Origin of the sequence: Luoshenia tenuis, assembly GCF_014384745.1 — a bacterium.
In the GTDB taxonomy this organism is placed as follows: Bacteria; Bacillota; Clostridia; order Christensenellales.
Map to the genome: position 1 here is coordinate 97,291 of NZ_JACRSO010000001.1, position 25,467 is coordinate 122,757.

At 51.2% G+C, this 25,467-nt stretch carries 25 protein-coding genes and 1 tRNA gene; 10 read left to right on the forward strand and 16 right to left on the reverse strand.

What is annotated here, in order from left to right; genetic code table 11:
• Positions 1-38 precede the first annotated feature (38 nt).
• Positions 39-125 (forward strand) — tRNA-Leu (locus tag H8699_RS00465).
• A 193-nt stretch (positions 126-318) separates the two neighbouring features.
• Here H8699_RS00465 and H8699_RS00470 read toward each other — a convergent pair.
• On the reverse strand, positions 319-1,464 hold the full coding sequence (locus H8699_RS00470; RefSeq protein WP_249283991.1) for an IS3 family transposase: 1,146 nt from the start codon (positions 1,462-1,464) through the stop codon (positions 319-321).
• A 251-nt stretch (positions 1,465-1,715) separates the two neighbouring features.
• On the opposite strand from H8699_RS00470, the gene H8699_RS00475 reads away from it, so the two are divergent.
• From H8699_RS00475 to H8699_RS00485, 3 genes are all read left to right on the forward strand, one after another.
• Positions 1,716-2,357: a restriction endonuclease gene (locus H8699_RS00475; RefSeq protein ID WP_249283992.1), complete on the forward strand. Its 642-nt coding sequence runs from the start codon at positions 1,716-1,718 to the stop codon at positions 2,355-2,357.
• The gene (locus H8699_RS00480; RefSeq protein WP_249283993.1) at positions 2,302-2,808 is read left to right on the forward strand and encodes an ABC-three component system protein; all 507 of its coding nucleotides are present in this window, start codon (positions 2,302-2,304) and stop codon (positions 2,806-2,808) included. The genes H8699_RS00475 and H8699_RS00480 overlap by 56 nt, the downstream gene beginning before the upstream one ends.
• A gap of 298 nt (positions 2,809-3,106) precedes the next feature.
• The gene (locus H8699_RS00485) at positions 3,107-4,894 is read left to right on the forward strand and encodes a hypothetical protein (RefSeq protein ID WP_249283994.1); all 1,788 of its coding nucleotides are present in this window, start codon (positions 3,107-3,109) and stop codon (positions 4,892-4,894) included.
• A gap of 183 nt (positions 4,895-5,077) precedes the next feature.
• Here the strand turns inward: H8699_RS00485 and H8699_RS00490 are convergent, their stop codons facing one another.
• The 5 genes from H8699_RS00490 to H8699_RS00510 all read right to left on the reverse strand — a co-directional run bounded on the left by H8699_RS00490 (position 5,078) and on the right by H8699_RS00510 (position 8,818).
• Complete coding sequence (locus tag H8699_RS00490; RefSeq protein WP_249283995.1) at positions 5,078-5,464, reverse strand: hypothetical protein; 387 nt, start codon at positions 5,462-5,464, stop codon at positions 5,078-5,080.
• A 211-nt stretch (positions 5,465-5,675) separates the two neighbouring features.
• Complete coding sequence (locus H8699_RS00495; RefSeq protein ID WP_138295539.1) at positions 5,676-7,028, reverse strand: sodium-dependent transporter; 1,353 nt, start codon at positions 7,026-7,028, stop codon at positions 5,676-5,678.
• A gap of 61 nt (positions 7,029-7,089) precedes the next feature.
• Complete coding sequence (locus tag H8699_RS00500) at positions 7,090-7,410, reverse strand: AzlD domain-containing protein (RefSeq protein WP_138295538.1); 321 nt, start codon at positions 7,408-7,410, stop codon at positions 7,090-7,092.
• Positions 7,400-8,137 (reverse strand): AzlC family ABC transporter permease, encoded by a 738-nt coding sequence (locus H8699_RS00505; protein WP_138295537.1) that lies wholly within the window; start codon positions 8,135-8,137, stop codon positions 7,400-7,402. Before H8699_RS00505 ends, H8699_RS00500 begins: the two co-directional genes overlap by 11 nt.
• A gap of 153 nt (positions 8,138-8,290) precedes the next feature.
• A complete protein-coding gene (locus H8699_RS00510) occupies positions 8,291-8,818 on the reverse strand; it encodes a cysteine hydrolase family protein (RefSeq protein WP_249283996.1) in 528 nt (175 codons plus the stop codon).
• Between the two features lie 180 nt (positions 8,819-8,998).
• On the opposite strand from H8699_RS00510, the gene H8699_RS00515 reads away from it, so the two are divergent.
• Positions 8,999-9,763, forward strand: coding sequence for an HAD-IIB family hydrolase (locus H8699_RS00515; RefSeq protein ID WP_249283997.1), 765 nt, complete (start codon positions 8,999-9,001; stop codon positions 9,761-9,763).
• A gap of 106 nt (positions 9,764-9,869) precedes the next feature.
• Here the strand turns inward: H8699_RS00515 and H8699_RS00520 are convergent, their stop codons facing one another.
• Together H8699_RS00520 and H8699_RS00525 are read right to left on the reverse strand one after the other, a co-directional pair.
• A complete protein-coding gene (locus H8699_RS00520) occupies positions 9,870-10,505 on the reverse strand; it encodes a response regulator transcription factor (RefSeq protein ID WP_138295534.1) in 636 nt (211 codons plus the stop codon).
• A gap of 2 nt (positions 10,506-10,507) precedes the next feature.
• Positions 10,508-11,575, reverse strand: coding sequence for a sensor histidine kinase (locus H8699_RS00525; protein ID WP_249283998.1), 1,068 nt, complete (start codon positions 11,573-11,575; stop codon positions 10,508-10,510).
• Between the two features lie 180 nt (positions 11,576-11,755).
• Between H8699_RS00525 and H8699_RS00530 the strand changes: the two genes are divergently transcribed.
• The 3 genes from H8699_RS00530 to H8699_RS00540 are packed head-to-tail and all read left to right on the forward strand — an operon-like array spanning position 11,756 to position 15,002.
• A complete protein-coding gene (locus H8699_RS00530; protein ID WP_147518156.1) occupies positions 11,756-12,694 on the forward strand; it encodes an ABC transporter ATP-binding protein in 939 nt (312 codons plus the stop codon).
• Positions 12,695-12,709: 15 nt separating this feature from the next.
• Entirely contained in the window at positions 12,710-13,852 is a 1,143-nt protein-coding gene (locus tag H8699_RS00535; protein ID WP_249283999.1) for an ABC transporter permease, read from the forward strand.
• Positions 13,839-15,002 carry an ABC transporter permease gene (locus H8699_RS00540; protein WP_249284000.1) on the forward strand — a complete coding sequence of 388 codons (1,164 nt, stop codon included), beginning with the start codon at positions 13,839-13,841 and terminating at the stop codon, positions 15,000-15,002. Before H8699_RS00535 ends, H8699_RS00540 begins: the two co-directional genes overlap by 14 nt.
• A 54-nt stretch (positions 15,003-15,056) precedes the next feature.
• Here H8699_RS00540 and H8699_RS00545 read toward each other — a convergent pair whose 3' ends face one another.
• The 6 genes from H8699_RS00545 to H8699_RS00570 all read right to left on the reverse strand — a co-directional run bounded on the left by H8699_RS00545 (position 15,057) and on the right by H8699_RS00570 (position 21,214).
• A complete protein-coding gene (locus H8699_RS00545) occupies positions 15,057-15,527 on the reverse strand; it encodes a hypothetical protein (protein ID WP_249284001.1) in 471 nt (156 codons plus the stop codon).
• A 23-nt stretch (positions 15,528-15,550) separates the two neighbouring features.
• Positions 15,551-15,991: a cell wall hydrolase gene (locus tag H8699_RS00550; protein WP_249284002.1), complete on the reverse strand. Its 441-nt coding sequence runs from the start codon at positions 15,989-15,991 to the stop codon at positions 15,551-15,553.
• 133 nt (positions 15,992-16,124) lie between these two features.
• Entirely contained in the window at positions 16,125-17,594 is a 1,470-nt protein-coding gene (locus tag H8699_RS00555; protein WP_249284003.1) for a family 43 glycosylhydrolase, read from the reverse strand.
• Between the two features lie 89 nt (positions 17,595-17,683).
• A complete protein-coding gene (locus H8699_RS00560; protein ID WP_249284004.1) occupies positions 17,684-18,256 on the reverse strand; it encodes a hypothetical protein in 573 nt (190 codons plus the stop codon).
• Between the two features lie 175 nt (positions 18,257-18,431).
• The gene (mscL, locus tag H8699_RS00565) at positions 18,432-18,872 is read right to left on the reverse strand and encodes a large conductance mechanosensitive channel protein MscL (protein ID WP_138295526.1); all 441 of its coding nucleotides are present in this window, start codon (positions 18,870-18,872) and stop codon (positions 18,432-18,434) included.
• A gap of 1,244 nt (positions 18,873-20,116) precedes the next feature.
• Complete coding sequence (locus tag H8699_RS00570) at positions 20,117-21,214, reverse strand: glycerol dehydrogenase (RefSeq protein WP_249284005.1); 1,098 nt, start codon at positions 21,212-21,214, stop codon at positions 20,117-20,119.
• 186 nt (positions 21,215-21,400) lie between these two features.
• Between H8699_RS00570 and H8699_RS00575 the strand changes: the two genes are divergently transcribed.
• Positions 21,401-21,838: a hypothetical protein gene (locus H8699_RS00575; protein WP_249284006.1), complete on the forward strand. Its 438-nt coding sequence runs from the start codon at positions 21,401-21,403 to the stop codon at positions 21,836-21,838.
• On the opposite strand, the gene H8699_RS00580 is transcribed toward H8699_RS00575, so the two are convergent.
• Entirely contained in the window at positions 21,824-22,354 is a 531-nt protein-coding gene (locus H8699_RS00580) for a hypothetical protein (protein WP_249284007.1), read from the reverse strand. The genes H8699_RS00575 and H8699_RS00580 overlap by 15 nt on opposite strands.
• Positions 22,355-22,435: 81 nt before the next feature.
• On the opposite strand from H8699_RS00580, the gene H8699_RS00585 reads away from it, so the two are divergent.
• A complete protein-coding gene (locus H8699_RS00585) occupies positions 22,436-23,449 on the forward strand; it encodes an asparaginase (RefSeq protein WP_249284008.1) in 1,014 nt (337 codons plus the stop codon).
• Here the strand turns inward: H8699_RS00585 and H8699_RS12500 are convergent.
• A complete protein-coding gene (locus H8699_RS12500; RefSeq protein WP_249284009.1) occupies positions 23,446-25,080 on the reverse strand; it encodes a DUF4153 domain-containing protein in 1,635 nt (544 codons plus the stop codon). The two genes, H8699_RS00585 and H8699_RS12500, sit on opposite strands and share 4 nt — an antisense overlap.
• Positions 25,081-25,467: the final 387 nt, after the last annotated feature.

A 25,467-nucleotide genomic window follows, 5' to 3' on the forward strand; every position in this document is an offset into this window, starting at 1 on the left:
TATCCGTTCTTTTGTGGCATTTTTAGCGCAAATATTGCGCCGAAGTGGCGAAATCGGCAGACGCACGGGACTTAAAATCCCGAGGTGGAAACACCGTGCGGGTTCAAGTCCCGCCTTCGGCACCAACTGGACAGAGGTCGAAATTTGGAACTCAAAAATGAGACATCCAGATTTCGGCCTCTTTTTCTATGCCGAAAACCGAGGATTCAAGCCACGTTTTCGTGATTGCCCTCTTTTGTAGAAATGGGACATCCAAAAGCAAAAATCGAAAAACCGCAATGTAAAAATGAAAAAAGATCAAATCCGAACCCGGAATTCTCATATGCTTGAGGATTCCTTTTCTTTTATCCAGTAATCCTGCTCTGCCTGTTCCGGAGTTTTATATTGCAGGGTAGAATGAGGACGTTCGGTATTATAGAAGGCAATAAAACGGGCGATTCCCTTTATCATATCTGTCTCCGACGTATAATGCCTGCGGTATAGTTCTTCTTTTTTGAAAATGGAGAAGAACGCTTCGGAGACTGCATTGTCATGGGGGCACGCTGTCCGGGAAAAAGACTGTTCTACCCCAAAATCCTCCAATAGGTGAACGAACGTATGGGACATATACTGCGTTCCACGATCACTATGGAACATGAGCTCTGCCTTTGGTTGCCTATCTGCGTAGGCCTGTCTAAAAGTTTTTGTAAGCAGTTGGGTGCTGCTTTTGTGCGAGATTCGATAGGAAATTACCTTCCGTGAAAACAGGTCTATGATGACGCAGAGATAATAATACTTATCATGGAATTTAAAAACGGTGATATCACTGACCCAGACTTGATTCGGCCGTTCGGTTTGGAACTGCTGCTGCAGGAAATTTCTATTCTGTCCTTTCTCCCATTTTTTGTATTCTTTCTTTGCCGTAGTGCTGACACTGCTGATTCCCAACTCCTTCATAAGCTGAGAAACATATTTTTTACTGGTTTTGACCCCTTGATTTTGGAGGATAGCGGTGATCTTGCCCGCCCCATAGATTTGTCCGCTATCGTCATAAATGCTTTGAATCTGCGTTTTTAACTCCGCCCGCCGCTTAGCCGCAAGTGTGTCGCCTTTCTTATTGCGGAAAATATGGTTGTAGAAAGTGCCACGTGAGACCTCCAGTGCGTCACACAGGGTATGAACGCTGAATTGCCCGTAAAGCGACTCCATAGCCTTGAGCTTTTCCTGCAAAGGCGAGGAAACAGTACAACTGACCGTCTTCAAGACCTGAATCATATCCTCTAATTTGCTGATTCTTCTTTTTAAGTATAGGAACTCCTGTGGAGTAACTACTGTGCCCGTATCGGTCACAGTTTGTTGGTATTCTTGTATCCAGTGATAGAAAGTGCTGCGGGGAATTTTACTCTCATTGCAAATTGAAATTACTGTTTCTCCGTCCTGGTAGCGTTTGACGAAGGCTATCTTCTCTTCTTTGGTGAATTTCATGGGGTTACCTCCTCGTGTGTTTTATAGGGACATGGTAACACAAGGAGTGCAGGGATTTGAGATCACACAGCCACTTCGCTAAGAAGCAGGTGTAGAGAAATGCTGGCAGACCATGTGCTGTCGGTGTTTCTCTGTACCTGCTTTTTTCGTTGAGAAATTGATTAATTTGTGATATAATTTTAAAAATAAACAAGTTGTAAAAGATGCTTTTAAATTAAATTCGTGCTCCTCGAAATATAGGGGGTAAAAATATGAGTTTTGAATGTTTAACTCCGTTCCCTGCACCAGAAAAGGTTATCATTAAAGATGTAGATGGCGACACACGAGTTCCTTACGAACGAGTAAAAAGTTATGATGATAAGGAATTTGAATTGTTTATACGGGAATGGGTTGTATCGTTAAAAAGTAGATATCAAGTTCGAGGTTTCGGGGGTGCAGGTGATAAAGGTCGTGATGTTGTAGCCAAAGACGAAGACAATCACTACTCATATTATCAATGTAAGCACTATGATCATCCTTTAACTCCCAGTGATATGTTGCCAGAGTTCGGCAAGCTGGTTTATTACACATACTCCGGAGAGATTCCTCTCCCGCACGAATACTATATTTTAGCTCCAATGGATATTGGGGCTAAGCTTAATGACTTAATTGATACCCCATCTAGCATAAACATAATGCTCATTAAAAAATGGGATAGCAATTGTCGTACTAAGATTACCAAAGAGCCAATAGATCTCAGCCCAGAATTGAAGTCGTATATCGAAAGTTTCGACTTTAGTATTATAAAAACAAAATCCATGCTGGAAGTAATTGAAGAACATAGATCTACCGCATTTTATGCATTTCGTTTATGCATTTCGTTTTGGCGGAGGATTAACAGTAACACGAGATAGACATATCACCGTACCCGATGTAATAGAAAAATACGAAACAATATATATCCAAAAATATCTTTCCGCAGTTTCCGAAAGAGAAAAGGTTTCTATTGATACTGTGTCAGAGTTAGCACAAAAATTCCCAAAATACATGGCGAATTTAAAAGTTCAGCGAGAGCGCTTTTATTCAGCTGAAAACTTAAAAACATTTGCATCTAAGCATTTATTAACTAATGACTATTTCAAGGACTTGGCTGACGATATTTATTACGGAATATATGATTTGCTTGGGAAACTCTATGTTGATGGATACGAGCGTCTAAATGATGTTATGGCACAAGTAGTCCGGATAGATTTAAAACATAATCTTTTGTCAAAGAATGATTTAGTCCACCCGCAAGACAGGCAGGGAATATGTCATCAGTTAGCTAATGAAAGAAGTGATATCGTATGGGCGAATACAAACTAGAGCATATTTCCGACCTGATTTTTGAACACATGGTTGTTGGAATGATTTTTTTCACGCACCCAAATACATTGACCCTCGATACTATTGAGCAAATTTGTAAGCAAGAGAAAATTTCAAAGTTGTCACCACTTGTCGCAACTGCAGACCTAGTGTCTCATGGTATTATTTCTGCTCATATTGATGACAAACAAAATGTGTGTTACGAGATCACAAAATTCGGACGATACTTTTTTAACACAGTTTGTCAGACAAATATATATGCACGAGAACTGTGTGAGAAAGTACGAGGGTATTTGCTATGAGAAGAATGATACTTACAAAACTAACTCTCTCAGGAGTTGGAAAAAAAGATGCAGTCTTGACCTTCGAAAGAGGTCTAAATGTAATTACTGGTGATTCCGACACAGGTAAAACATTTGCCTTTCAATGTATCAATTATATACTAGGTGGTGAAAATCCCCCCAAGAATATTACTGAAGCCAAAGATTATAATGCGATTACCTTGGAGTTCACTATCAATGATGAATTATACAGAATTGAAAGAACGATTGGTTCAAGTAAAGTTTGCATTGTGCACAATGGCGAACACCTAATAATGCCTTATAAGCATGACCCCGCAAACACTAAGAACCTTTCTAGGTATCTACTGCAATTGTTACAAGGTCATTCTGAGAATGCTTACTTGAAAAAGAATAAGCAGAACCAAAAGCGTACACTTTCGTTTCGCGATATAGTTCATTTAATAACAGTTGATGAAACAGATATTATTGCAGAGGGGTCATCGTTTCAGTCGATTCAATACACAGAAAAAACCGCCAGAAAATCTGTTCTCAAATATATAATAACCGGCTCAGATGATCAAAACATTGAGGAAATTGATGATGTAGAAAACGAAAACATTCAGCGAGCAGGTGTTGTACAGTTCCTTGTAAAGAAAAAAGATATATTAAAAAGAAAAATTACAGCAATTAAAGAAGACTCGAACTATCAACTATATACTAAAGCTGAAACAACGCAGTTGATGGTTGAGGAGATAAGTCAACTGAGAAATAGTATGTCTTTTTTAAGTGCACAGATAACTCAAAATCAAACTAAAGTTGATGAATTAAAAAAGCTGTGCTTCGAAGATGATGCCAAAATTGCCGAATTTGAAATACTAAAACAACATTATGCGGAAGAACTGAAACGAAACGGTATGGTTTCAACATATACTGATTTCCTTGAGCAGCTTCCGCACTTGGACTGTCCAGTTTGTCACCAGCTAATTACAGCAGGTGTAATAGACTCAGATAGTAGTAAAGCTCTATTTGAATATTTTAAAGATCATGCTGTTCAACTAAAAAGTAAAATTCAAGATCTAACATACTCCATAAATGACATCAAAGAGCGACTTGAAAGCAACAAAGAGTCAATCAGACGCTTACTAGAAGAAAACAAGCAATTATCGGAGACGATTGCTGAAAAACAAGCATCATTGTCCAAGCTTAACAGGAATATTGCAACAATTAGACAACTCGATGCAATGAAAAAATCCCTTGAAATTTATCAGCAAGATTTATCTTCCGTTGAACTTGATATTATTGCGTATAGCGAAAAAGTCAGGAAATCAAAGGAATCCAAGAACAAGTCTGTTTCACCTCTTTATGACGATTATTGCAGTGAAATTGAAAGCGTTTTAAAGAAGTGGGGATTTCCGGAAAATGTAGATGTGACTTTTGATGCTGAAACGCTGGATCTATCGATTGATGGAAAAGCTCGCTCTGACTGGGGAAAAGGCTATCGAGCATTCATTCTATCTGCCATGGTCATCGGCTTAATGCGCTATTGCTTTAAGAACAATCGCCTACATCCCGGATTTGTTATACTAGATTCACCGCTTGTCTCTTTAAAGGAGCGCAAGAAGGATGAAAGTGGTGAATGGATTGATGACTATATGGAAAAGAAAATGGTTGAAGATATTTTGGAAGAAGATTGCCTGCATCAAGTCATTATATTTGAGAATAAAGATATCAAATATGGCTATCAATATAACTATGTAGAATTCAACCACGAAGGTAATGCTCACAAAGGCTTTATTCCTTCGTAATAAAGCAGAGTAATGTTTATATCTTCTTTAAGAGAACAATACATATATCTCTACCACCCAAAAATCTTAATACCAAAAGGAAAGCTATCTATATTTAAATTAGAAACTTTCCTTTTTGGGGTATCTTTTTTGTAGCGCAAACCCACAAGGAAAGATCGTATACTAAAGGTATACGGTCTTTTTTCAACTGCGTGGCAGCGATTTAATCTTTTCCATAAACTCCATTAAGTTGGTTTGTATTTTCAAATGTGATTTAATATCAGGATACAGATTTAATCCAATTTGAATCTTGCGCGTCAAAGAATAGATTGGGTCAGAAAGCCAAAAGTTGTTAAAATGTTCATTATATTCCATTTCGCCTTTACATTGAAAATGTGTTTTTAGAAGTATATCTACAAGTTCTAAGCAATAGTTTTTGGGAATGCTAAGAAACTTGTTTACAATAATTATATAAGCAACCAGAAAAAAATTCGCTCCATTAGAATATTTGTTTTTTTTAGCAAATTTATTAGCATGATAGTACATATAAGCTGCTAAATCAAAATTTGTTTCAATTGCCTTTGGCTTCATAACAATACTGTTCCTTTCTATAATCTTTCTCTCATATACAATATATTATTTCATAAGACTATTTATCTAGCAAGTCTTAGCAGTATCCTCACAACGGCATAAGGTAACCTTGTGATATCTTCCGAATATTGTTCCTCACATTAATATTCCTTTCAGGTAATACACATAAAAATCCCCGCACAGCTACTGTGCGGGGATCAAGCTTTTCGCCTTAAATCTTCCAGATGCCTAGACCGTCCAGAACTGAACTGATGAGGATCAGCACGATAAAGATCGGCGCGATGTATTTGATGATGACATTAAACACCTTTTCACGCGCAAAGCGGGAGGAGATCTTCACCTCGTCGCTGATCACCTTGGTGCCGATGACCCAGCCTACGAACACACAGGTCAGCAGCGCCACGATCGGCATGATGACCGAGTTGCTCATAAAATCCATGAAGGAGAGGAAATCCATATTCAAGATCTTAAAATTGCTCCAGACCCCGTTACCCAGCGAAGAAGGGATGCCCAGCAGGATGGCGAATACCGCCACCGACAGCGTGGCCCGCACACGGGACCATTTGAATTTATCCTGAAGGGTTGCCACCACCGCTTCCATCAGCGAAATAGCCGAGGTGAGCGCCGCGAAGAACACCAGCAGGAAAAACGCCATGCCGATAACCGTTCCCAGCCCCATCTGCTCAAAGACCTTGGGCAGGGTCACGAACATCAATCCAGGCCCGGCGTTGATGGCCGCCTGGTCTCCGCCAGAGAATGCGAATACCGCAGGGATGACCATGAAGCCTGCCAGGATTGCGATGCCCGTATCGAACCACTCGATGTGAGAAACAGATTTTTCCAGGTCATCCTCCTTACGCAGGTATGAGCCGTATGTGATCATGATACCCATGGCCAGAGACATGGAATAGAACATCTGCCCCATCGCCGCCAGGATGGTTTGCCCGGAAAAGCGCGAGAAATCCGGCAGCAAAAAGTATTTTACGCCCTCCATCGCCCCCGGCAGGGTAATCGAATAAACCGCTACGCCGATGGAAAGCACGATCAGCACAGGCATCAGAATCTTGCTGGCCTTTTCGATGCCGTTTTTCACACCGCCCAACACCACAGCCGTGGTGATGCCGATAAAGATAACCAACCAGATCAGCGGCTGCCAGGATTCACCGATAAAGCTGTTAAAAAAGTTCTCCCCCGCCATAAGCGCGTGATTACCGGTGGCATACAGGGTAAAGTACTTCATGACCCAGCCGCCGATCACGCTGTAATACGGCAGGATGATGGCCGCCACACAAGAGGCCAGTACGCCGATAAAGGTGTACTTTTTATTCAGCTTGCTAAACGCGCCGATGGGGCTTAGCCCCGTTTTGCGGCCGATGCCCACTTCGGCCACCATGATGGCAAAGCCGAAGGTCACCACCAGGATGATGTAGATCAGCAAAAAGACGCCCCCGCCGTATTTTGCCGCCAGATAGGGAAAGCGCCAGATATTCCCTAACCCAACGGCCGAGCCAGCCGCCGCCAGCACAAAGCCCAGCTTACCGGAAAACTTACTTCGTTTCTCCATTTTGTCTCCCTCTCTTTTATATTTAGTCTGGTCCATTTTAACTCCGTTTATCCCGTACGTATCAAGCTAAAAGCGCCATCACCTGCTCTACGACAAAGACCACCGCTGTGGCCCCCAGCGCAACGGGCAGCAGCCCCAGCTTGCGGTAGGCCAACACCAGCGCCGCGGCCACTCCGCAAAGCGCAGAAGTCAGGTTCGCCGTCGAATAAAGCACCTCGGGGAATACCATGGCGGCCAGTACGCCATAGGGCATATATGTCAAAAACGACTGGACGTAGACGTTTTCGATCCTTCTTTTAAAAACCGCCAGCGGAATAACGCGGGGGATATAGGTCACTACCGCCATTACGGCGATCACCCATAAAATGCGATTATAGTCCATGCTTGTCCCCCTCTTTTTTGACTTTGATGGGGAACAGCAGCGCGCCCGCGGCCGATGCCGCCACGCCACAGATGATAATAGCCCAACCACTGCCCATGGCATTTAAAAACGGTACCCATTTGAACAGACAGCTTAAGCCCACCGCCAGCGCTACCACGATAGCTACCGGCCGCATCTCCCGCGCCGGCGGGATGATGATAGCGATAAACATGGCGTAGATCGCAATACCCAGCGCGCTGCGTATCGCAAACGGCAAAAGCGAGCTGGCCATAGCGCCAATGCAGGTGCCCAATATCCAGCCGGAGTAAGCGCATAAGATCAACCCCAGCATGTACCGGAAGTTGAGCGCCCGGTTTTGCTGCATCGATACCGCAAAAATCTCATCCGTATTGCCAAAGGCGATGATGACCCGTTTCCAAAGCGGCATCCCTGGTTCAATGCGCTGCGACAGCGAAAGCGACATGAGTAGGTACCGCAGATTGACGATCAGCATGGTAAAGGCAACTTCCAGCAGCGTAGCAGTGGTAAAGATCATACCCATGCCCACAAACTGGCCCGTGCCGGTAAAATTGGTCAACGAAATCACGATGGGCGCCCATAGCGGCAGCCCTTTTTCGATGGCCAGCATCCCAAAGGCAAAGGCTACTGAAACATAACCAAATGCGATGGGCAAACCATCTTTTACGCCCTTTGCCAGCGTCAACTCTTCCCCCAGCCGCTCGGTCATATGCTGATCCCTTCCCCGTCGTTCATCTGCCACGTTAAAACGGGCTACGCAAAAATAAGTTTAACATTCAAGGGCGGATAATTCAACCGATTATCCGCCCATTTTGATTAATTATTCAACTTATACATTTTTGCCGCAACACGCCACACAAATTTACCGGTTGTAAACTTCGATCCCCAACCCCTGCATCACATCCAGCGCCTTTTGGTGCAGCGCCGGGTCCGGCCCCAGGGTACAGGCCGCGTCGATACGGATGCGCGCCTGCGGCAGGGCGGCCCGCGCCAGTACGGCGTTGGAGAGCACGCAGATGTTGCTGACCAGCCCCACCAGCTCCACCTGTTCATAGGGCATGCCGCTTAAATACTCCGCCAGCGCCAGAGAACCAAAGGTCTCTTTGTAAAAAGCCTTGGTTTGCGGCGTATGGCAGTCCTTCACTCGTCCATACAGTTCCCAGCCCGGGGTCCCTTCCAGGCAATGGGGTATCGGCAGGTCGCGCCCCTCCTTGGTTTCCAGGTAATCGTCCCGGTGGGTATCAAAGGTGAAGATCACATCTCCCCCCGCCTGTGCGGCCGCCTCGATTTTCTGGCAGATCGCTCCCTCCAGCTTTTCCGCGCCTGGGAAACCCAAAGCGCCATCCACAAAATCGTTTTGGTAATCCACCACGATCAGCACCGTCTTCATCGGCCCAACTCCCCCTTTTTTAGGATGCTCCTTTATTGAAGCCGTTTTACATTTTTATTATAACCCAAATCTCCCCACATTACAGCTGCCGTTGCGGCAAAATGACTTAAGAACATTGACAGGCCGCCGCGCAGGTTCTAAACTGGCAAGCGTAGGCCTTAAATTGGGCAGGAGGAATATATGGATAAGAAATACTTCTTTTTTGATATCGACGGTACCCTGTGCTATGGCCTAAGCCGCACGGTGCCTGCCAGCACACAGGCCTGCCTTGCACAGCTGCGCGCCGCCGGGCACTTTGTATCCATCGCTACGGGCCGTCTGCAAAAAGACGCCCTGGCCATCGCCCAGCGCATCGGCATTTCCACCCTGGTGGCCGATGGGGGCAACAGCGTCACCCTAAACGGGCGCCTGCTCTCCATGGAGAGCCTGCCTGTACCGGCCTGCGTGCGCTTTATCCGCCAACTGGAACAAAAGGGCATCCCCTGGGCTGCGGTGATCCATAACGAGCTGGAGCAGGTCACGCCGGATGGCCGCTACCGCCGGGCTATCGCCAGGGATTATTTCGGCATCGTTGAGGATCCGGCCTTTGACTATACGGCCCAGCCGGCATTTTATAAGCTGATGGTGGCCTGCAGCCCCGAGTGGGAGAGCAGCATCGATTTTGGTACCCTTCCCCACGTACGTTATACGCCGGACCGGCTGATGATCGAGCCCACCAGCAAGGCCGATGGCATCAAAAAGATGATGGATGCACTGGATGCTCCCTACAGCGACGTGGTGGTCTTTGGAGATGGCATGAACGATATCCAGATGTTTGGCGACCAGTGGTTTTCCATCGCCATGGGCAATGCCTGCCCGGAGCTTAAGGCCCTGGCCGACTATGTGACCGACCGCTGCGACCGGGATGGGATTTGGAACGCCTGCAAACGGTTCGGCTGGATCTGACGTTCATTTTTCATCGCCAAAGAGAAGCAGCCCTTTATCTTTATACGCAATAAAGGCATCCTCTCCAAAACTGGAGAGGATGCCTCTAAATGATCCCATTTACAATTCACCGCCGCAAAACCCGGCCCGATTCGTAGTAAAAGATGGCCAGTTGCGTCCGATCCCGCAGTTGCAGCTTATCCAGTATCGCGCTGAGGTAATTGCGCACCGTGCCCTCGCTCAAATACAGCCGGGCGGCGATCTCCCGGTTGCTCAGTCCCTTGGCCACCAGCGCCATCAGCTCTTCTTCCCGGGCGCTAAGCCCATATTGGCTAAACTCTTTTTGCCCGCCCTGGGCCATCAGCTCGGGCAATTTGGTCACAATCTCATCGCCGAACACATTCTGCCCCATCTGCACGGCGCGCAGCGCAGGTACGATGCTCTCAAATTTCTGCTTGAGAATATATCCCTTAGCCCCCAGGCCGATGGCGCGCACGATGTACTCGTCATCTAAAAATGTGGTCAGGTAAAGGATCTTGGCCTGGGGTTCCGCCTGCAAGATCTGCTCGCCCGCCTGCAGGCCGGTCATCTTCTCCATCCGGATATCCATCAGCAAAATATCCGGTTGCTTCTGGCTGTAAAGCGCCACGGCCTCGCTGCCGTCATACCCCATGGCCACGACCTCAATATCCCCTTCCGCCTCCAATATGGTCTTTAACGAGGCGCAGACCAGCCGGTCGTCATCCACCACTAAAACGCGCATGCCTATCCCTCCTCAACCCTTTGCCTGGGTACGGATACGAAGATTCTATATCCATTCTCCCGGCTGATCAGCAGGTTGCCCTCCAGCGCGGCCACCCGCTCGGCCATATTTTTAAGCCCTAGCCCATCCTTTGATGGGCGCACCTGCGGGCTGCCGTTATCCTGTACGATGAGCTGATACAGCGCGGGATGCTCGATCACCTCGATGCGCACCTGCGTGGCGTCCGAGTGACGCATCACATTGCTCAGCGCTTCTTTTACGATCATGATAAAACAATACTGTACCTCCTTGGCCATGCGCCCCTGCACATCGCACACAAAGCTGACCGGGCAAAAGCTGAAATCCCGCAGCAGCTGTCCCAGCTGGATCTGCAGATCGATGGATTCATCGTGAAGGTCGTGCACGCTGGCGCGGATATTATCCATGGCCTGCGAGAGGGTATCTCGCACGCCGTTAAGCTCCCCGTTGAGCGGCTGCTCCCGGTGCAGGGCCATCAGCGCCCCCACCTGCAATATCGAGCGGGAGAGCATATGCCCTACGTGATCGTGTATTTCCCTGGCGATGCGGTTGCGCTCGTTCAGCGTCGCCAGGCGTATCTCATAATCCTGCTTTTCCAGCAGCTCCTTATTGCGCTGCTCCAGCAGCAGCGCCAATTCGCGGCTGTCGTCCCGCATGCGGTTAAATTTTGCCCCTGCGCGCTCTAAGGCCAGTGTGCGCTGGCGCAGCACCCACCCAAGGCCCATGAACAGCACCGTCATGATCCCCAAAAGGTCGGCCGAAAACAGCGGCCCGGCAAGCGATAGTATCCCCAGGGCCACCCCCACCGGCCAGGGGCATACAATCGCCACATCGTAAAACACCAGCGGCAAAAAAACGCAGAACTCCGGCGCGAAAATACAGATCATCCCATAGCCCAGCGCTACGGCGCCGGTAAAGCGCCGGTCGTCAAAATATCCCGCCAAGGCGCTGACGCATATGCCCACGAGCAGGGGCAGCGGGGCCAGCGCGCCCGGCCGCTGCGCCATCACCGTCATACAGCAGACCAACAGCATCGCCTTATCGATCAGCACGCACGCTCCCCCTTCCCTTTTATCCGCTTTCTTTATTGTATCCCCTTCGGGCCGCGCGCACAATCGCCCCGGCGGAAAATGTGACATTCATCACCCCGTGGAATTGACCGCCGGCACTACCTGCCCCGCCGGCGCGCAGGCTATAATAAGGGCATAAAGGCAATAAAGGAGGCACACGCCATGGCTTTGGTAGAAGTTCAAAACCTGGTCAAGCGCTATGGAGAACTGCTGGCGCTGGATCACTTCAATCTTAACATTCAGGAGGGCGAGATATTCGGGCTGCTGGGGCCCAACGGTTCGGGCAAGACCACCGCTATCAACTGCATCCTGGCTCTGCTCAAATTTGATAAGGGGGATATCCGCCTGTTCGGCAAGCCCATGGCCCCTAATGCGTACGACATCAAGCGGAATATCGGCGTGGTCATGCAGAATGTAGCGGTATTTGAGGAGCTGACCGTTTACGAAAACGTGGACTATTTTTGCGCCCTGTATGTGCCCGAGCGCGACAAGCGCCGCCAGCTGGTACAGGAGGCCATCGATTTTGTAGGTCTGCAGGATTTTTGCAAATTCTACCCCCGCAAGCTCTCCGGCGGGTTGCTGCGGCGGTTAAATATCGCCTGCGGCATCGCCCACAAGCCGCGGCTGATCTTTTTGGATGAGCCCACTGTGGCGGTGGACCCCCAAAGCCGCAACAACATTCTGGAGGGCATCGCCCAGCTGAACCGCGAGGGGGCCACTATCGTTTACACCTCCCACTATATGGAGGAGGTGGAGCAGCTCTGTACCCGTATCGCCATCATGGATAAGGGCCGCACGCTGGCTACCGGCACCAAAGAGGAACTCAAAGCCATGATCAACCGGGGCGAGACCGTGCGCATCGACCTGGAGGGGCAGCCCGGAGAGATCGTCGCCAAACTGCGCGAGCTGCCTGCCGTCGCCTCCGCAAAGCTTGAGGATCACCGGCTGGTGGTGCGCTGCAAGGCCGGCGGCCAGCACAATCTGGTAGCGATACTGGATGCGCTGCGCCAGTGGGACGTGGCCTTTGGGCGGGTCTTTTCCGAGCTGCCCACCCTTAACGATGTGTTTCTGGAGATCACCGGCAAGGAACTGCGGGATTAAGGGGGCGCGCTTATCATGAAAAACTTATTTATCGCACGCATGAAGTGCCTGCTGCGGGACAGGTCCACACTGTTTTGGACTCTGCTGTTCCCGCTGCTGTTATCCACGCTGTTCTTCGTGGCCTTTGGCCATCTGCATAGCGACCAGGACATTGTTTTTGACCCCATACCCGTTGCCGTGGTCGACAACGAGGCCTATGCCGGGGATACGCTGCTCCAGGAAACGCTGTCCGCCGTATCTTTGCCCCAGGATAACGCTTTGCTGGAAATGCGCCTAGCCAGCGCCCAGCAGGCCCATACCCTGTTGGAGGAGGGGACTGTTTCCGGGGTGATCACCCCAGGGGATACGCCTACTTTGGCCGTGCGTCAATCCGGCCTTACGCAAAGCGTGCTCAAAGCTTTTCTCGACCAGTATGTGGGGATCAAGGCCACCGTTACACACCTGGCGACGCTGGACCCCGCCGCGGCCCAGCATGCGCTGGCCGATGCGGACTTTGGCCGCAATCATCTGCGCGAGACCTCCTTTAGCGATGCTTCGCCGGATACCATTCTCAACTATTTTTACGCGCTGCTTGCCATGGTCTGCCTCAACGGCAGCTTTTGGGGGCTGCGCAACGCCACCGATATTCAGGCGGACTTATCGCCCATCGGCGCGCGGCGCAATCTGGCCCCCACCCATAAGCTCAAAGGGATGCTGACCGACGAGGCGGCGGCGCTGCTCATCCATTATACGATCATCCTGATCACCCTGGCCTACCTGGCCTTCGTCTTAAAAATATCCCTGGGCACGCACCTTTGGCCCCTGCTCTCCCTTTGCCTGGTGGGTTGCTTTATGGGGGTGGCCTTTGGCACCTTTGTCGGCTCCGTATTGAAAATAAGGGAAAGTATAAAAACAGGGCTGTTGATCGCTATCACGCTGTTCCTGTGCTTTTTAGCCGGGCTGATGTTTGCGGATATGAAAAATATCGTGGCCCAATATGCGCCTGCGCTCCAATATATCAACCCTGCGGCACTGCTTTCAGACGGGTTCTACAGCCTGTATATGTTCGGCGCCGGTCCCCGGTTTATCGTCAATATCGCTTTGCTGCTGGGCTATGGCGTACTTTTCGGCATCGGCAGTTATCTGGCCGTAAGGAGGAATCGCTATGCAAGTATTTAGGCTGTACTTTAAGCTCATCCGCAAGGTATTTCCTTCCCTGGCGATCTATCTGGGCGTATTCCTGGTGTTAGCCATCGGCTTTACCTTCCTGGGTAGCGACAGCGAACAAGCCGCCTTTTCGCAGGAGGGGATCAAGCTGACCATCATCAATCGTGACGGCCCCTCCACCGTTGCCGACGGGCTGGCCGAGCATTTGGGAAGGAGCAATACGCTGGTCGAGCTGCCGGACGATACCGAGACCCTGCAGGACGCAATTTATTACCGCAACGTTTCCTATATCCTGATCGTGCCCGATGGGTTCAGCCAAGGTTTTGCCCAGGGCGAAAACGTGACGCTGGATAAGATCTCCATACCCGATACCACCGAGGGCATGTATGCCGATACCCTGATCAACCAGTACCTCGCCACGGCGCAGCTCTATCAAAAGGCGCTTCATGACCCCGGCCGGGCCGTGCAGGCTACGTTAGAGGACTTACAGGCGCAAACCCCGGTCAGCCTGCAAAACACCAGCCTGGCCGGTGAGGAAACAGCCGGCTACATCTTCTATTTTAAGTTTCTGGCTTATGTGCTTTTGGGCATGGTGATCCTGGGGTTGGGCACCATTATGATGCACTTTAATGAACCCAACCTGCGGCGGCGCAACCTATGCTCCCCCCTGACCCTGCGCAGCATCAACCTGCAACTGGCTATGGGCAACGGCATCTTTACCCTGGCCTGCTGGCTGCTCTTGACCCTGACCGGCCTTATCTTGTATAAAGGCGCCTTGCTCCAATCGGGGCTTTTGGGGCTGCTCAGCCTCAACGCGCTGGTGTTTTCCGTAGTCTGCGCAGCCATCGGCTTCCTGATAGGGATTTTTGTGCGCAACGCCACCGTTCAGTCCGCTATCTCCAACGTACTGACCCTGGGCATGAGCTTTCTGTGCGGCGTTTTCGTCCCCCGCAGCGTGATGAGCAGCTCCGTGCTGGCGGTATCAAAATTTCTTCCGGCCTACTGGTATGTAGACGCGTTGGAAAACATCGCCGGACTGACTCGGATCGACTTCGCCTCGTTGCAGCTGATCTTCCAGGCACTGGGTATCCAGCTGGCATTTGCCGCCGCCATCTTCTCTATCGGTTTACTGCTCAGTCGCCAAAGGCGGATCAGCCGATAAGAGGTATAACAAATGCCCGCAGATCATTCTGCGGGCATTTGTTTGTTTAAAAGCTCAGCGGTAGCCGTTATTTCCCCGGCGCGGCAAATAGGGGTTTTGATAGCTGTTGCGCTGTGGGAAGCCGTTGTTGGCGGGCGCTGTGTTGGTATTGGCTACGGTAACGGCGCCCGTGGTACTGGCAAACTCTTCGGGTACCTCGGTGGTATCAAAAAAAGTGGCAAACTTGAGCGAGTAAATATCGCAAACCGTAAAGCTGCCGTTGGCGGGATTTTCCAGCGTAACAAAGTTTACGCCCGCCGCGTACAGGATGCCCGATTTCTCTACAATGGCATTGCCGATCAAAAACTCACACACGACGAAATAACCGATCGCTTTTGATAGCACCTCGGAGAAGGACTCGTAGAAGAACTGATTCGCATTCTCGGGGAAATCCGTATTGCCCGTCTGGTTTTGCATGATATCGCCCAGGTTGCCCGGCGCCCCGGCCTGATTGCCCCCAATGTTTTGGTTTGGTTGTAAAGCCATATGATCCCATCCTTTCAACTGTTTTATGTGTCAAAATACGCGCTGGTAGGGTTATAAAAGCAATGGTCTCCTATCCGCACCACAAAGTAGCCGACCTCGCTAGGAAAATTGGGCCTGCAATTGGGCGAATAGGGATTGTAAAACCATAGGGCCGACCCCAGGTTCAGCAGCCGGTTGCCCGCGATAGCCCAGTCCGCAATATCGTAATGAATCTGCTCGGCCGGGATATTGAAGATATTCTGCGGGTTATACTGCCCGTTTTCCACCTCGGATGCGCAGACGAACTGCCGCTCCTGAAAGATGATGTTGCGTATCGATCCCTGCCCGATGCGCGCATATTCGCCATACGGGGTGTTGACCCGGTTCATGACCACACTGGCTACGGCCTTCATGCCGTTTTCGCCTTCGCCGCCGGCCTCGCACCGAATCAGCCGTGCCAACAGTTCCCGATCCGACAACGGCATAAGCATCCCCCCTCTCCTCTTTATTCCTATGACCCTTGCCATGCGGCTATGCCGCATATAGCCGCCAAAACCGGCCCAATTTTTACATAAAAAAAGACGATGGCAAGCCATCGTCTTTTTGATCGCTATCTCTCTAATCGTTGGGATAGACTGTGGTGATGTTAAACGCCTGCGGGTCACAACCCCAGGCGGGGTCGTAGATCTCCCGGCGCGGGGCAAGCCCCAGGGCCATCTCCGCCTGCGGCAGCTCCTGGTCCACCGTCAACGCCAGGCCATCCTGCGTCAAGATGCGGCAGGCGCCGTCAAATAGCGCCTCAATATTGAATTGCTGGTTATAGCCCGTATCTGCCGCGGCCAAAAAACAGCTCTTCCCATCCAGCCCATAGGTCAGGCGCAGGCCGCTTTTCTCGTGGCGGATATAGTATCGTCCCTCATTTGCAGGTTCCAGCCGCCAGAGCAGCGCTTCCTCCCGATAGTCCAGCTTGCGGCAGCCCACCTTGTCCCCCGCAGGATAGAGATAACCGCCCTTGCTTTCGACCACCCGGCTTTTGATGCGGGATAATCCAGTCTCCCGCACCTCCTCTTGCAGCGTGCCGTTGGCCGGGTCAAAGGTAAAGCCATCGCACCAGCGCATATCAATGCTGGTATCATCCGGAAAATAAAGCGGCAGCACCATATAGCGCGCATCCCTGTAGAATTCCGAGGGATTCCACCGGTCTCCCACGTAAAAGTACTGCGCGCCCTGGGGCGTATCAATGGAGAACACAAACGCCGGTTGCGTATCATAGGTGGTGGGGCTGCCCAACGGCCGCTGTGCAGACCACCGGCCCGTCAGCTCCCGGCTGAAGCTGTACATGCCCTGGTTGGGCTCGGCGCCCATGCACTCGCTGGAGAGCATGAAGTACACCCCATTGCGTTTAAACAGCGTGGGCGCCTCCCGGAACTGATCGGGAAACAGGCATTTGACGCACTCATCCACCGCCATATAATCCTCGGTCAGCCGGTGGATATACAGATCCGCATTGTCCCGGCCCGCCGCAATAAAGTAGGCCGTACCGTCATCGTCCTGAAACAGGGTGCAATCCCGCGCCATCTCCCCCGCCGGGCGAAAGCTGCCGTGATAGGTAAAGGGCCCCTCCGGCCTTTTGGCCGAGGCCACGGCGGCGTGGGCATAATAAAACCCCTTTCCATCCTCCCAGTGCATCCACATCACATACCGCTTGGTCTTGGGGTTGTACAGCACCTTGGGCCGCTGGATGGTCGCGCCCACCTGCACCCGGTCGTTCCAGCCCGCCCAACGCGCCTCCTGCGCAGGGCCGGGGTTGCGCTGCAGGGTAGGATTGGTGTGCTTGGTCAAATGATACGCGGCCCGCGGCGTATCCACCGAGAGCACCACGCCGCAGTTTTCCCAATGCATCAGGTTTCTGGAACGGTAACACGATACTTTGCGCCCCACCTGCCGCGTCATGGAAAACTCGCCATATTCACCATACAGATAGTAATAGCCGTCCTCCGCCAGCAGGATATGCCCGCCATGGGAGTGTAAAAACTTTCCGTCCGTATCCGCTAGCCTGCCCGTATTGCGCCAATGCCAAAGTGCCATCTGTCAATCCCCCTTCATTCTATCGATCTATTGCTTAAGGCTTGCGCCCCAGCTCCCCATCCAATTCCGCCTTAAACGCACGCGCTCTTTTAGAGCGTCAGCATCCCGCCCGTTATCGCGTCAAGTATAAAGGTCCGGATCCGCTCAGAAGGCGCCAACCTATCGATAGCCATCAGCGCCGCCACCCTGTCTGCTAAAATGAGCGGGCGCTGACTGTCCCTATAGGGCGTAAGCGGCATATCCAAAAGCTGCTGCGCGGTCTGTTCCGCCAGCGCGGGCGCATAGGGAACCCATGCCGGGATGGCCTGGATCGCCTGGCGCACGGTAATAAACTTTTCATCCTGAAATCGGGCCATATAGGTTGGATAAACTGCCTTAAATGCCGTCGTTCCAGCCCAGCGCACGTTTTCCGCAATCAGCCAAAGGGCGATGTTTCTCCTGTAGCTGTTCTTGTCCTCCAGAAGCGCCGCCACCTCTTCCCAGTAAGGGCATACGTCCTCAGCGATGACGCTGCGCGCTTTAAGCAGCAAAAACGCCGGATAGCGCACCGCATCCGCCCGCTCGTAAAGGCACTGGATGAGAAACGCAATATCCTCTTTTGTCAAAAGCCTGGCCATGTCCGCGGCGTTCTCCCGCGCCAGCGCAAGCCTCGCAGCATCCATCTTTCTGCCTCCATCCGTAACCTATAGAAATATAAATTCGCGTTACACTGCCACAATCCTTTTTGTAATGGGGAATTGGTTGCGGCGCCAAAGGATTATAATCTATCTATCGAGAAACAAACGAGCCGCATCTCCCCGATGAAACGCGGCCCGAATTTATTTTGTATTTAAAGCACTAGTTGTCCTGCGCCACAACGCTTTCCCCCTCCAAAACCGAGGTGCAGTGCGGGCAGCGGGTGGCCTGCTGTGCAATGGGCTGGCAGCAGTAAGGGCACAGCCGCTCCGGCGCGGGGGCCTCTTCCTCCTTTTTGCGGCGGAAGCGGTTGATGGTTTTAATCAGCATAAAGACCACGATAGAGATCAGCAAAAAGTTGATCACCGCCGAGATAAAGGCGCCGTAGGCGATCTGCGCCGCGTTCTCTCCCTCACCAAGGGTGATGGCTAAGGCTTCAAAATCGAACCCGCCCGTGAGCAAACCGAGCAGCGGCGTAAAAATATCCTTTACCAGCGAGTTAACGATCGCCGTAAACGCACTGCCCATGATAACGCCGATGGCTAGGTCCATTACATTGCCCCGCGAGATAAACTCCTTAAATTCCCGTCCCAGTTTACGCATGGTGATCCTCTCCCTCATCTTGTGCAAATCCAGCGCATTTTTCTTTATTTTACTAGATATACGGCGAAAAATAAAGTATTGATAGTCATTTATGCGCAAAAAGCGCGGCCCTGTCGGGCCGCGCTTTCGTATATCATGAGTTCAGCTCTCAGTAAAATGGCATGTATACCGTTACCGTAACACCCCTTGTACAATAAACAGTATAGCTTACACCTGCAGTATGAACATCATACGATACACTCTCAGCCATCAACTGTACATTGCTAAATCCAGGCGTACTATAATTCCTGGAGAATCCTGAATCTTGCTTATCAGACCAAACGCCATTAATGTACCGGTCTCCTGCCGCATTATCGCTCAAGTTTGATGATTGCGCTCTAACGCCTTCAGAAGTAGACTTAGTGGCGCTCCCTGTAGCCTTGCACAAATGTAAGCGCCCTGAAGGTTTAGAATAAGTAACTTTAAGCGATGCCGTGCATGTACCCATGTTATCCCGATTTTGCTCGCTCCTGGCTAAGTCTTCAGTTATTTCATAAACCTACCCTTTCTGGAACGCCTTGATCAAAAGGCAGCCTGATATAAATGGGAAAAATATTTCCAATATTACAGGAAGCGCAAATGCTAGTGGTGTTTGAATTGCTGCTAAAAAAGTTTGATTCCAGAATCGTAGAAACGCGAGAATAAAAAACAAGGAGCTGGTGATCAGGTACGGGAACCTAATCCTAACAGGTTTAGATTTGAAAACTGTGAGCCATTCCGTAAAATTAAAAAGCAATGATCCAATAAACGAAACCACTATGGCTGTTAGCATCATATTAATACCCGATATCATAAAACTTTTGGAGGAATAGTCTCTGAAAGCATCTGCATAAAAGAAATTGATGGCAATAAAATAAACCGCAACTAGCAATGAATTGATATAATGTCGCATCCTACCGACCTCCGATTTTATTAGGTTTATGTATTTCAAACTCCTCCTTTCTTTAAAAAACTGCTATTAAACAGAAATTAGAACATTTTCACCTTCTTCCACTTATTTATTCTCTTTTAAGTTTAAACGTTTTTATTGTGCGACAATTACAAATATACGCGCTCAGAAATGTGAATATATTTTGTATTTTAATACTTTTAATTAATTGAAATATACCACATCCGCAAAAAGAATCAATACTATTGGGAATTTTTTAAAAAAGAAAAGGGCAGTTCAAAACTGCCCTATAACATTATCTCTATAGCATTATCTATTATTCATCCTTATAGGCCTTGCCCAGCGCGTCCGCGCCCATAATGGCAGCGTACACCATATCGGCGTTGACTTCAAAGGGCATGTTGTGCAGGGTATCGGTATCCGCACAGGCCAGGCGGGCCACCTCCATGATCTTTTCGGGCTCCACCTGCTCGATGCCCAGATCCGCCAGCGTGGTGGGCAGCCCCACGGACATGCAGAAGTCCAGCACCTCTTCCAGTTCCTCGATGGCGGCATCCTCCAGCACCAGCTGCACCAGCGTGCCGAAGGCCACTTTCTCACCGTGGTAGAGCTTATGCGTCTGCTCGATAGCCGTCAATCCATTGTGGATGGCATGGGCGCCGGCCAGGCCGCCGCTCTCAAAGCCGATGCCGCTCAGGTAGGTATTGGCCTCGATCACCTTTTCGACCGCCTTGGTGCACACGTGGTTCTCCACCGCCAGCGCGGCCTGGAACCCATCGGCCAGCAGCGTATCATAGCAAAGGCGCGCCAGCTGCATCGCGGCCAAAGTCGTTTTGCCGCCCACGCAGTTGCCCGCATCCGAATCCCGGCAGGCGCGCGCCTCAAAATAGGTGGCCAACGCATCTCCCATGCCGGAGATCAGCAGCCTGGCCGGCGCGGCCGCCACAATATCGGTATCCACCAGCACGATATTCGGGCTGGCCGGCAGGAACAAATACCGGTCAAAGACGCCATCGTCCGTATAGATCACGGAAAGCGCGCTGCAAGGCGCATCTGTGGAGGCGATGGTGGGCACGATCACCACCGGCGCGCCTACGCCGTGGGCTACCGCCTTTGCAGTATCGTGGATCTTTCCCCCGCCGATGCCGATCACCACGTCACATCCGGAACGCTGGTAGACCTCGGTGATCCGGCCGATCTCGCTGTCGCAGCACTCGCCGTTAAAATCCTCATAGACCGCCGTACATTCAGAGCCGGACAGGCTCTGGCCAATGGCCGGCTCCACCCGTTTTTTGCCAGACGGGCTGGTCAGGATAAACCATTTGGTCCCCAGTTTTTCTACATGCGTACGGATATTTTTCAGTTCGCCCTTACCCTGAATATAGCGGCTGGGGCTGGCAATGATCTTAGCCATATGTACATCCCTCCATTTGTTTAAAAATTAACAATCTTTAGCTTTATTGTACCGCGCCCTGCTGCACAATTGCAATGCTATCATGCCCTTTTACGTAAAAGTTCATCCATAATTTACAAATACCAACTTAACGGGTAGCGATAGCATAATCCTGGCGCGCTGCGGCATCCTAATGGCGAGGTGAACATGATGTATAACGATGAAGAAATGCTAAATTTCGTCTACCAAAACACTGAAATGGGCCTGGAAGGCATCTCCCACCTGGTCGAGCGGCTGGAGCCGGAAGCGCATGGCTTTAACGGCGCGCTGCACGCGCAGCAAAAAGAATACCATAGCCTGTTGCACGCCTGCGAGGATATGCTGGATGAACGCAACGTGCAGATCCAGCCCGTCAGCGCCATGGCCAAGGCCTCCTCCCACGTGATGGCCTCCGCCAAGACGATGGTGGACCGCTCCCCGGAAAAAATGGCCGAAATGATGGCGCAGGGCAACGCCATGGGCATCATCAAGGCCACGCAGCACCTAAAAGCCTACGACGGACAGGACGAGCGCGTGCGCGATATTGCTAACAAACTGCTGGAGACTGAAAAGGCAAATTTTAACGAGATGCTAAAGTTCCTGTAAGTTTACTTCGGATGCGGGCTGGTACAAGACAAGCCCCTGTCGAGTGCGGCCTATGCGCACCTGTCCGGGCAGGCGCATCACCCGGTACGCGGTATGGATGTTGCCCACCGCGCTGGACAGATTGGCCACCTGGAGCATATAAAACGTCCAGAAAAGCGTGGGCGGCGCCAGGAGGTTGGCAAGCAGTACGGCCAGCCCCGTACCCAATGTGGGGATGAGTTCAGCGGCGGCAAGGCCGCCCCGGGTATACAGGGGCGGGTTGCCGCCCTTATGCTTTGCACCGGTCAGCTTTGCCAGCAGGTGTTTGATGAGCCCCATTCCACCGGCTAACGCCGCCAGCACCAGCGCCTCCCGCAGCAAAAGTGCACCCGGGAGGGCAAAGTGCCGGGGATAAAGGCTGTAGGCCGCGGCCAGCATTCCGCCGGCGAATGCCAGCCCGATCAAGGCGTACCGGGCCTCCCGTCCCGTCAGGTTCAGTACCGCCACCTGCTGAAGATCATTTTTGCTTCTGGCCATATCTTGTCCTCCCCTCTTAGCTAAAATCTATGCAGCTGCCCAGGGCAAGTTGCCGAAGCGCCAATATTTGTGAGGTAAATTATGCGTAAGATCTTAATTTTAACTACCGGCGGCACCATCGCATCCCGCCCTGCGGGCAAAGGTCTGGAGCCTGAAGCCGGGGCTACGATGGTCCGCGCCGCGGTAGACGCCCTAAAGCCTGCCTGTGAGGTTGATATCCAGCCCATTGCTCAGCTGGATGGCTCTGATGTGCAGCCTGAAGAATGGCAGGCATTTGCCAGGGCCGTGATCGAGGCCTGCCCGGATTATGACGGTATCGTCATCACCCACGGCACGGATACCCTGGCCTATACGGCGGCCATGCTCTCCTACATGCTGCGCGCCTGCCCGATCCCCGTGGTTTTCACCGGGGCGCAGGCACCGCTTAGCCGCCCTTTAAGCGATGGAAGCGAAAACCTGCGCTGTGCCCTTGCCATGGCGCAGAGCCAGAAGCCCGGGGTGTTTGTGGCCTTTGACCGAAAGGTGATCCTGGGTACCCGCGCGGTTAAAGTGCGCACCACGGGATTTGACGCCTTTAAAAGCGTGAATTACCCCTACGTTGGCGAAGTGAACGCCCGCGGGCTTGTATTAAACGCGCACTTGCCCAAACGCCCCTCTCAGCTGTTTTCACCGGAGCTTAGGCTATGCAAGCGGGTATTTTTGATCAAACTGATCCCCGGCTTCAACCCGGATGTGGTGGACCTGTTGGCCAGTTTGGGATACAAGGGCGTGGTCATTGAAGCCTTTGGCGCCGGCGGCATGCATGTGATCCGCCGGGATTTGACCGACAGCCTGGAGCGGTTGACGCGCCAAGGCATCCCCGCAGTGGTATGCAGCCAGTGCCTTTACGAGCATAGCGACCTGAACCTTTACAAGCCCGGCCAACTGGCATTGGAAAAGGGCGCGATCCCCGGTTATGATATGACCACCGAGGCCGCGGTAACCAAGCTGATGTGGGCTTTGGGCCAAGAAGCCGATCTGGAGGCGGTGCGCAAGATCTTTGCCACAAATTTTGCTGGCGAGGCCACCCTGCCCCAAGCGGGCGAATCGCGTTAATCAAACGCATAACCTTCCTCGCCATACAGTGAATCCAGATAGTGCTGGCTGCGGCTGGCGCCTGCATAGTCGGCATAGCGGCTAATCAGCACTTGGTTGATCTTTTGATCCATCAGGGTATAATTCTTAAACTCAAGGTAGTAGGGCGCCGGGACGAGGTTACCAGCCTCGTCCTTTACGATGCGCTGGCTGGCCCAAACATCCATGACCCGCGCCGTATCGTCGCGCACGGTGGCATTCTCGTCCTCCAGCAGCGCTTCCAGCTGGGGTACGGTCGCGGCCGACAATCGCCCCAGATAGAGCACATCCAGCTGCTCAAGCGTACCGGCGCGGTAGGCCGCGATATTGTTTTTGGCGATTACGGTATCCACATCCGCATAGGCGCAGCACAGCAGCGCCAAGCTGCAGCCCGCTATGATCACCCGCATGTAAGGAAAGCGGCGGAAAAACAGCCGCACGATCAGCGCCAAGATAGCGATGGCCAGCATGACCATAAAAATGGAGGTCAATACGCGCAGCCGCGTCATCCCCATCAGCTGGATGTACAGCACCATCTTGGAAAATGCCGTTGCTGTCAGCAGCAAGGTAAATAGCGCGATAAAAAGGCTTAACCCCTTGACCGGCGCGGGAATCTCATCTTTTGCGTTGCGCTTGACCAGAATGCAGCTGAGCGAGAGCACGCCGCCGTTGATCAGCGCGATCATCACCATCTCAAAAAAACCGCGGCGCGCATATTCCGAAGGCGTAAACGCGTACCCTTCGGGCAGGATGCCGGCAAAGGCACTGAAAAAATAGGCCAGCTGCGAAAGCAGGTAGACCAGGTAGAATACCGAGATCGCCCCCAGGAATACCGAGGCCACCGTCCCATCCATTACGCGGAAGCGTCCCTCCCGCACGGTAACCCCAGGCTGGCTGCGCTCCCCTGCGCGCCGGTGCAGCATGCAAAGCACAGCGGCGATATAGACGCCCAGCAAAACGGCTAAAACGACCTTGACCATCAGCTCCCCCAAGTTTTCGGCCAGTCCCTCCATCAATCCCTGAAATGCCGCGTCCGACTGGATTAATAGCGGCACGGTAATCGCAACCACCGGCAGGGCCAACACCAGTCCCAGCAAAACCTTAACCTCACGCCCCTTGCCGCCATCTCTGCGCCAAAGTCCTAGCACCGCCTTAAAGGGTTCCGACAGATGCGCCAGCGGCGCTGCAATCAAGTTCTTGCACAGGTCAACGCCTAAAAAATAGCTCCCCGTCCAATAGCTCAGGCGGCCGGCGGCGCCGCAGATAAAAATAGCGTAAAGCAGGTCAATCATCAAAAGCAGCAGAACATTCATCCCAACATCGTGGTTGACGGTAAATACCGCCGCCGCAGCCAACGAAGCCGCCCCGCAAAATGCCGGAAAGGGCTGGGGCCTTATCTTCCTATCTGCTAGGTAAGCGGACGTCACCAGAAACAGCACGCCATATGCTACCGTCGCCCCCAGGGCAAAACCGCTCCAGAGAAAAAAGTCCACGATTAGATAGGCGCAAGCCAGAAAAGCTATCACGAACGCGCCATCCCGTTTGGCCCATTTTCCCTCCATACCAGGCGCCGTCATTCCGTCTTCTATCTTTAAGGTTTGCTGGTTATCCACCGCGCATCATCTCCTTACTGCCGCCCTTTTGTGACCGGCAGTTTTAAAATAGCACGCGATTTATTGTTTGTCAATAAATTATTATTAAATTTCATTTATTATTTTCTGTTAAACTATAAATTTCTGCAAAACGACTCATGCACAATATACAGCCCAACAGGCAAATTAAAAAAGCCCTTCCGGATCGCGCCGATCATACGTACAGTTGTTTTTTACATGCGTATAGTCATTTTTTCGTACTACGAATAAGCGTATAAATATTATTCAAAAAAACTAAATTATGCAATTTAAAATATTTTTTTGCGACTTGAACCGACGATCTACAGGCGTTATTCCAGGCGTTATTGCCCGAAAACCAGTGCTAAACGCCATTTATCTTATATTTAC

What these genes read in the sequence shown, in the direction of transcription:
- H8699_RS00545 (WP_249284001.1), bottom strand. Translation starts at nt 15,527, where the DNA reads ATGGCTTTACAACCAAACCAAAACATTGGGGGCAATCAGGCCGGGGCG.
- H8699_RS00550 (WP_249284002.1), bottom strand. Translation starts at nt 15,991, where the DNA reads ATGCCGTTGTCGGATCGGGAACTGTTGGCACGGCTGATTCGGTGCGAG.
- mscL (WP_138295526.1), bottom strand. Translation starts at nt 18,872, where the DNA reads ATGCGTAAACTGGGACGGGAATTTAAGGAGTTTATCTCGCGGGGCAAT.
- H8699_RS00500 (WP_138295538.1), bottom strand. Translation starts at nt 7,410, where the DNA reads ATGGACTATAATCGCATTTTATGGGTGATCGCCGTAATGGCGGTAGTG.
- H8699_RS00475 (WP_249283992.1), top strand. Translation starts at nt 1,716, where the DNA reads ATGAGTTTTGAATGTTTAACTCCGTTCCCTGCACCAGAAAAGGTTATC.
- H8699_RS00540 (WP_249284000.1), top strand. Translation starts at nt 13,839, where the DNA reads ATGCAAGTATTTAGGCTGTACTTTAAGCTCATCCGCAAGGTATTTCCT.
- H8699_RS00535 (WP_249283999.1), top strand. Translation starts at nt 12,710, where the DNA reads ATGAAAAACTTATTTATCGCACGCATGAAGTGCCTGCTGCGGGACAGG.
- H8699_RS00510 (WP_249283996.1), bottom strand. Translation starts at nt 8,818, where the DNA reads ATGAAGACGGTGCTGATCGTGGTGGATTACCAAAACGATTTTGTGGAT.
- H8699_RS00495 (WP_138295539.1), bottom strand. Translation starts at nt 7,028, where the DNA reads ATGGAGAAACGAAGTAAGTTTTCCGGTAAGCTGGGCTTTGTGCTGGCG.
- H8699_RS00575 (WP_249284006.1), top strand. Translation starts at nt 21,401, where the DNA reads ATGATGTATAACGATGAAGAAATGCTAAATTTCGTCTACCAAAACACT.
- H8699_RS00560 (WP_249284004.1), bottom strand. Translation starts at nt 18,256, where the DNA reads ATGGATGCTGCGAGGCTTGCGCTGGCGCGGGAGAACGCCGCGGACATG.
- H8699_RS00580 (WP_249284007.1), bottom strand. Translation starts at nt 22,354, where the DNA reads ATGGCCAGAAGCAAAAATGATCTTCAGCAGGTGGCGGTACTGAACCTG.
- H8699_RS00520 (WP_138295534.1), bottom strand. Translation starts at nt 10,505, where the DNA reads ATGCGCGTTTTAGTGGTGGATGACGACCGGCTGGTCTGCGCCTCGTTA.
- H8699_RS00585 (WP_249284008.1), top strand. Translation starts at nt 22,436, where the DNA reads ATGCGTAAGATCTTAATTTTAACTACCGGCGGCACCATCGCATCCCGC.
- H8699_RS00490 (WP_249283995.1), bottom strand. Translation starts at nt 5,464, where the DNA reads ATGAAGCCAAAGGCAATTGAAACAAATTTTGATTTAGCAGCTTATATG.
- H8699_RS00570 (WP_249284005.1), bottom strand. Translation starts at nt 21,214, where the DNA reads ATGGCTAAGATCATTGCCAGCCCCAGCCGCTATATTCAGGGTAAGGGC.
- H8699_RS00515 (WP_249283997.1), top strand. Translation starts at nt 8,999, where the DNA reads ATGGATAAGAAATACTTCTTTTTTGATATCGACGGTACCCTGTGCTAT.
- H8699_RS00530 (WP_147518156.1), top strand. Translation starts at nt 11,756, where the DNA reads ATGGCTTTGGTAGAAGTTCAAAACCTGGTCAAGCGCTATGGAGAACTG.
- H8699_RS00555 (WP_249284003.1), bottom strand. Translation starts at nt 17,594, where the DNA reads ATGGCACTTTGGCATTGGCGCAATACGGGCAGGCTAGCGGATACGGAC.
- H8699_RS00485 (WP_249283994.1), top strand. Translation starts at nt 3,107, where the DNA reads ATGAGAAGAATGATACTTACAAAACTAACTCTCTCAGGAGTTGGAAAA.
- H8699_RS00470 (WP_249283991.1), bottom strand. Translation starts at nt 1,464, where the DNA reads ATGAAATTCACCAAAGAAGAGAAGATAGCCTTCGTCAAACGCTACCAG.
- H8699_RS00505 (WP_138295537.1), bottom strand. Translation starts at nt 8,137, where the DNA reads ATGACCGAGCGGCTGGGGGAAGAGTTGACGCTGGCAAAGGGCGTAAAA.
- H8699_RS00480 (WP_249283993.1), top strand. Translation starts at nt 2,302, where the DNA reads ATGCATTTCGTTTATGCATTTCGTTTTGGCGGAGGATTAACAGTAACA.